The sequence below is a fragment of the Kitasatospora sp. NPDC089913 genome (assembly GCF_044748625.1).
In the GTDB taxonomy this organism is placed as follows: Bacteria; Actinomycetota; Actinomycetes; order Streptomycetales; family Streptomycetaceae; genus Kitasatospora.
Genome location: NZ_JBIVGI010000029.1, coordinates 108261 through 114780, shown reverse-complemented (window position 1 = coordinate 114780; position 6520 = coordinate 108261). Strand labels below are relative to the sequence as shown.

Annotated in this window: 5 protein-coding genes; 1 reads left to right on the top strand and 4 read right to left on the bottom strand. The window is 72.3% G+C overall.

From position 1 onward, the window contains the following. Positions 1-179: 179 nt before the first annotated feature. From ACIPYS_RS32920 to ACIPYS_RS32905, 4 genes are all read right to left on the bottom strand, one after another. Positions 180-896, bottom strand: a complete 717-nt coding sequence (locus ACIPYS_RS32920; protein WP_093862030.1) for a nucleoside/nucleotide kinase family protein — start codon at positions 894-896, stop codon at positions 180-182. Between the two features lie 9 nt (positions 897-905). Further along, positions 906-1901, bottom strand: coding sequence for an LD-carboxypeptidase (locus tag ACIPYS_RS32915; protein WP_400753111.1), 996 nt, complete (start codon positions 1899-1901; stop codon positions 906-908). Between the two features lie 123 nt (positions 1902-2024). Continuing rightward, the gene (gene trpS / locus ACIPYS_RS32910; protein WP_400753108.1) at positions 2025-3131 is read right to left on the bottom strand and encodes a tryptophan--tRNA ligase; all 1107 of its coding nucleotides are present in this window, start codon (positions 3129-3131) and stop codon (positions 2025-2027) included. A gap of 247 nt (positions 3132-3378) precedes the next feature. Beyond that, complete coding sequence (locus ACIPYS_RS32905) at positions 3379-4893, bottom strand: APC family permease (RefSeq protein ID WP_400753105.1); 1515 nt, start codon at positions 4891-4893, stop codon at positions 3379-3381. 404 nt (positions 4894-5297) lie between these two features. Here ACIPYS_RS32905 and ACIPYS_RS32900 point away from each other — a divergent pair, with 404 nt between their 5' ends. Beyond that, positions 5298-6416 carry an ABC transporter substrate-binding protein gene (locus ACIPYS_RS32900; protein WP_231977781.1) on the top strand — a complete coding sequence of 373 codons (1119 nt, stop codon included), beginning with the start codon at positions 5298-5300 and terminating at the stop codon, positions 6414-6416. The last annotated feature ends 104 nt before the right edge of the window (positions 6417-6520 follow it).

The window sequence follows — 6520 nt, the reverse complement described above, 5'->3', positions numbered from 1 at the left end:
GAAAAGCGAATCCGGCCGCAATCCCCGAAAACAGGCACACCGAATAGACCCTGAGCCGGAACGTATCGAAAGAAATAACGACACGCCTCGGCCCGAAACGGGAAGAGGTGGTGTTTCAGAGGATTGGCCGCCCCGGGACCGTCCGCGCCGATGCGTGTCCGGTGCTCCCTGCCGAGCGACTACAGAACACTACGCCCATTCGGAGGCAAAGGCAAACAGTCCGTGCGAACGATGCGGGTGCAGACGGCACGGCCGGCCTTCACGTACTCGCCGTTGGGGTGGTCGTTGCCGGTGACCCAGCGGCGGGCGGTGGCCTCGTCGCGGCCGCCGGCGCGGTGGCGGTCGAGGAGACGGGCCTCGCGGACCGCGTCGTCGGCCTCGACGTACCAGAGCTCGCGCAGCAGCCGGCGGGCCTCCGGCCAGGGGCGGTCGGCGGAGGCGAGGTAGTTGCCCTCGGTCACGACCAGGCGGGCCCGCGGGTGGACGACGTGGCGGGCGGCCACCGGTTCGTCGAGGCCCCGGTCGAAGTCGGGGGCGTAGATGTCCTGGAACCGCTCGGTGGCGACCCGGCGCAGCAGGGCGACGTAACCGTGCGCGTCGAAGGTGGCGGGTGCGCCCTTGCGGTGGCCGAGGCCGAGGCGGTCGAGCTGGACGGCGGAGAGGTGGAAGCCGTCGAGGGGGAGGTAGGCGGCACTGCCCGGGCCCTCGCGGCGCTCGACCTCGGCGACGAGGTGCCGGGCCAGGGTGGACTTGCCGGCCGCGGGCGGGCCGGCGAGTCCGAGGATGGTGCGGGCCTCGCTTCCGGGGCCTCGCAGCAGGCCGAGGGCGAGGGCCGTCAGGTCGTCGGCGCCGGGGGTGTCCCCCGTGCGGTCCCCGGTGGTGCGGTCCGCGTTCATGGGCGAACCCTACTCAGCGGACCTGTCCCGGCGGACCGGCCCCGGCTGGGCGGGGGCGGCGAGGGCGGGCAGGTCCAGGGTGAGGGTGCCGGCGTCGGCGTCGAGCAGGGCCGGGACGCCGAGCGGGACGGTGAGGGTGGACGGGCAGTGGCCGAAGCCGAGCTCCCAGACGACGGGGACGCCGAGCGGTCCCAGCCGGTCGAGCATGACGTCCCGGACCCGGTCGAGCGGACCGCAGCCCTCCCAGGAGCCGAGGGCGATCCCGGTGACGCCGTCGAAGGCCCCGGAGCGCAGGAACTGCGTCAGGAGGCGGTCGAGCTGGTACGGGTGCTCGTTGACGTCCTCGAGGATCAGGATGCTGCCGGCGTAGGAGGGGCGGGCCGCGGGGGTGCCGCGCTCGGCGGCGAGGACGTGGGTGCAGCCGCCCGCGGTGACGCCGCGGGCCCGGCCGGGGACGAGGGCGGTGGCGGTGGGCGAGGTGATGACGGTGGTCGCGGCGGGGTCGAAGAGGGTGCTGCGCAGGTGTTCGGCGGTGCGCACGTCGCCGATGAAGCCGGCGGTGGCGCTCATCGGTCCGTAGAGGGTGGCGAGGCCGAGGCGCTGGGCGAAGGCCTCGTGCAGGGAGGAGACGTCGCTGAAGCCGATGAGGATCTTGGGCGGGACGGCGCGCATGGCGTCCCAGTCGAGGAGGTCGACCATGCGGTGGACGCCGTAGCCGCCGCGGGCGCAGATGACGGCGTCGACGGTGGGGTCGAGCCAGGCGGCCTGGAGGTCGGCGGCGCGGTCGGCGTCGGTGCCCGCGAGGTGGCCGAGGACGGGGTGGGTGTCGAGGACGTGCGGGGCGACGGTGACGCGCAGCCCCCAGGAGCGGAGGACGGCGGTGCCCGCGTCGAGCCGCTGCGGGTCGATGGGACCGCTGGTGGCGACCACGGCGATGTGGTCCCCGGGGCGGAGGTGCGGCGGGCGGGTCAGCCCTCGGCCGGGGGTGGTCGGGTGCTGGTCCATGGCCGGGTTCCTTCCGGGTCGGGGTGTTCGCGGGGCGCGGTGTTCGCGGGACGGCTGCTCCCGGGACGGGTGCTCCCGGGGCCGGCGCGGGACCGGCCCCGAGAGGTTATGCCCCTGCCGCGTTCACAGCGATCCCATGACGGCCCGCACTTCGGTGAGGGTGGCGTCGGCGATCGCGTTGGCGCGTTCGGAGCCGGTGCGCAGGACCTGGCGGATGTGGCCCCGGTCGGCGGCGAGTTCGGCGCGGCGGGCGCGGATCGGGCGGAGGTGTTCGTTCACGGCCTCGGTGACCGTGCGCTTGAGGGCGGCCGCGCCGCCGTCGCCGATCTCCTCGGCGAGGTCCTCGGGGGCGCGGTCCTGGCAGAGGCCGGCGAGCAGGAGGAGGTTGGCGACCTCGGGGCGGCCGACGGGGTCGTAGGTGATCCGGCGGTCGGCGTCGGTCTTCGCGCCCTTGAGCAGGCGGGCGGTGGTGTCCTCGTCGGCGGCGAGCGGGACGGAGTTGCCGCGGCTCTTGCTCATCTTGCCGCCGTCGGTGCCGAGGAGCAGCGGTGCGGCGGAGAGCAGGGCGCGGGGGCGGGGGAAGACGGGGGTGCCGTCGGGGTGCGGGTAGCGCTCGTCGAAGCGGCGGGCGACGGTGCGGGCGACTTCGAGGTGCGGCAGCTGGTCCTTGCCGACGGGGACGAGGTCGGCCTTGCAGAAGAGGATGTCGGCGGCCTGGTGGACGGGGTAGGTGAGCATCAGTCCGTTCACACTGGCCTGGCTGGAGTGGGCGATCTCGTCCTTGACGGTGGGGTTGCGGTGGAGTTCGGCGACGCTGACCAGGCTGAGGAAGGGCAGGAGCAGCTGGTTGAGGGCGGGGACGGAGCTGTGGGTGAAGATCGTGGCGCGGTCGGCGTCGATTCCGGTGGCGAGGTAGTCGACGACGAGGTTCTCGGTGTGTTCGGCGAGGCGGTCGGCGAGGTCCCGGTCGGTGATGACCTGGTAGTCGGGGATGACGAGGAACATCTCGACGCCGAGGCGCTGGAGGTGGACCCGGTTGCGCAGGCTGCCGAAGTAGTGGCCGAGGTGGAGCGGGCCGGTGGGGCGGTCGCCGGTGAGGACGCGGTGGGCGGCCGGGTCGGCGCGGACGCCCTCGTCGAGCTCGGCGAGCCCGGCCAGGTCGGCGGGGTCGTTCGGGTCGTTCGGGTCGTTCGGGGCGGTCGTGGTGTTCGCGGTGGCCAGGGTGGTCACGGGGCTTCTCCTCGGTACGGCGGTGGTCGCGGCCGTCCGGGGCTCGGGGCCCGTCCCGTCGGAGAAACGCAGCAGGGCCGTCCATCCCGGACGGCCCTGGTCAGGCGTGGCTGGTGGCCGTCCTAGGACGGCCACCAGTCGAGACCTGCGAAGCGCTTCATGGGTTCGAGGGTAGCGGTCACCGGGGCCGGTCCGCCGCCGGATTACGGCTTCCGTGCCGCGGCGTTCCGCGATGCTCCGTCGCCCGTCAGTCCTCGACAACGAGGGCGGGGGTGTCCTGGCGGAGGGTCTCGCCGCGGAAGAACGCGGGCCGGTAGGCGCTGTACACGAACATGAGCACCGCGCCGAGCAGCAGGATCCCGACGCCGATGACGAACACCGAGCCGATGCCGAGGACGGCGCCGCTGCCGTACTCCGGGTCCCAGGCGTCGGTGAGGGTCTGCAGGAAGACCCCGCTCAGCAGCAGGCCGCCCAGCAGCGGGGCGAGGCCCTTGAGCACGAGGTCGCGCAGGCTGTTGCGGAGCGAGTGGCGGAAGTACCAGACGCAGGCGAAGGCGGTCAGCGCGTAGTAGAAGCAGATCATCAGGCCGAGGGCCAGGATGGTGTCCTGGACGACGTTCTCGCTGATGACGCTCATGCCGACGTAGAACACGGCGGTGGCGGCACCGGCGGCGAGGGTGGCGAAGCCGGGGGTGCGGTGGCGCGGGTGGACGGTGCCGAAGCGGGGCGGCACCGCCCGGTAGGCGCTCATCGCGAGCAGGGTCCGGGCGACCGGGATGAAGGTGGTCTGCAGGCTGGCGGCGGCGCTGGCGACGACGGCCAGGAAGAGCAGGATGCTCCACGGCGAGCCGAGGACCGGCCGGGCCAGGGCGGAGAAGACGTTGTCGGCGGTGTCCGGGTTGCCGAGGCCGTTGCCGGTGCTGCCGACGCCGGCGAACATCTGGGCGGCGACGGCGACCAGCAGGTAGGAGCCGACCAGGGTGACCATCGAGATCATCGCGGCCCGGCCCGGGGTCTTGGCGCTGCCGCTGGTCTCCTCGTTCATGGTGAGGCAGGTGTCCCAGCCCCAGTACATGAAGATCGAGAGCGAGAGGCCGGCGGTGAAGGCGCTGAACGAGCCCACTTCGAGCGGGTTGAGCCAGGAGGCGGAGAAGCCGATGGAGTCGGGCAGGTCCCCGGTGGCGGCCTTGCCGATGGCGATGCCCGCGAACAGCAGCAGGACGGCGAGCTGGAGCCCGACCAGGCTGTACTGGAACCACTTGGTGGCCGTCATGCCGCGGTAGCTCATCGCGGTGGCGGCGGCGATCAGGACGACGACGGTGGCCAGATGGACGGCCTTGTTGTCGTTGAGGTCGGCGACGGCTCCGCTGCCGGTCATCTCGCCGAGCATGAGGTACAGGAAGTCGGTGGCCACCCCGGCGAGGTTGGACAGCACGATGATGGTGGCGACCGTCAGGCCCCAGCCTGCCATCCAGCCGACGCGGGGGCCGAAGGCCTTGACCGTCCAGGTGAAGGACGTGCCGCAGTCCGGGAAGTCCTTGTTCAGTTCCTTGTACGCGAACGCGACGAGCAGCATCGGCAGGAAGCCGGCCAGGAAGACCGCGGGCATCTGGACACCGACGGCGGTGACCGTCGGTCCCAGGGTGGCGGTCAGGCAGTAGACCGGGGCGACCGTGGAGACGCCCAGGACCACGCTGCTCAGCAGGCCGACGGAGTTTCCCCGTAGACCCTTGTCCCCCGCTGCCCCCGTCGCCCCCGCCACCCCCGTGTCGGGGGCTCCACCACTGGCACCACTGACCGGGGCACCCTGCGGAGCGGCGGGCGCCGTTGCCCGGCCGCTGCTTCCGTGCTCTGAGAGCTGCTGATCAAACACCTGCGCACCCTAGGTGCGGGTACCGAAGGTTGAGTAGGCCAACCCTTGGTGATTTGAACCACTCCCTTCGATTCGCCCGAGCAAAGCTGAGCGTTGGCCGATGATGCATGGGTCATAAGGGCGTGTACCTTTATTTCAAAGGGCTGTGACGGAATCGATTCGCCCGCTGTGTCACGTTTTGAGACGTTTTGACATCGACCCCGCGGGCCCGACGGGCGCGGCGCGGGACCCTTCGGTGACGTCGGATAGGTTTGCCTTGCCTAACCGACATTCCACCCCCGAAGGAGCGCCGCGTGTCCCCCACCCCCGGCCACCCGACCACCCCCCGCCCCGGCCGACGGGCCCTGCTCACCGCGGCACTCACCGGCGGCGCCGTGCTCGGCCTCGGCGGACTCCTCACCGCCTGCGGCAGCTCGGACGGCTCCGGCGGGTCGACCGGACCGGGTGGCTCCGGCGGCACGGCGAAGCCCTCCGGCGGTTCCTCGCCGGACCAGAAGTCCGTCAAGCAGGGCGGCGACGACTACGCCACCGTGATCGAGAAGATGAAGGGCTTCGGCACCGACGCCGCCCCCGGCGTCTACCCGCGGACGATCCGGCACGCGCTGGGCGAGACCGTCGTCCCGGCGAAGCCGACCCGGGTCGTCGTCCTCGACACCGGCGAGCTCGACAACGTCGTCTCGCTCGGCATCCAGCCGGTCGGCGTGGTCCACACCGACGGCTCCAAGACCATGCCGTCCTACCTCAAGGACAGGGCCGGCAACCCCGCCGCCGTCGGCACCATCAACAGCCTCAACCTGGAAGCCATCGCCGCGCTCAAGCCCGACCTGATCCTCGGCAGCCAGCTGCGCGCCCAGGACCAGTACCAGCAGCTCTCCAAGATCGCGCCGACCGTCTTCTCGCTGCGCCCCGGCTACCCGTGGAAGCAGAACTTCGTGCTCAACGCGAGCCCGTTCGGCCTGGAGGCGGAGGCCAGGGCCCAGCTGGACGCCTACCAGGCGGCGGCATCGGCGATCGGTGCCGCGCTCGGCGACAAGCGGCCCACCATCACGCCGCTGCGCTTCATGCCCGGCAAGACCCGGCTGTACGCGGAGCTGTCCTTCATCGGCACCGTCCTCACCGACGTCCGGCTGCCACAGCCCGCGATCGAGCAGGTCAAGGAGCTCGCGGTGGAGATCGGCCCCGAGCAGATCGACAAGGCGGACGCCGACTGGATCTTCTACGGGGTCTACGGCACCCCCAGCTCCACCAACCAGGACGCGGTGCTCGGCGGGGCGCTCTGGAAGACCCTCGGCGCGGTCAAGTCCGGTCAGGCGCGGCCGGTCCCGGACGAGACCTGGTTCCTCGGGCTCGGCGTGGCCGCCGCCAACGTCGTCCTGTCCGACCTGAAGGGCTTCGTGGCGCCCGGCGCCTGACCGGCTCCCTCCCGGGGGGGGAGGGCCGGGGCCGGGGGTCGGGGCCGGGGGCCGGTGAGGCCCGTACGGGGAGCGGCCGGGCCCCGGCAGCCGGGTCGGGAACC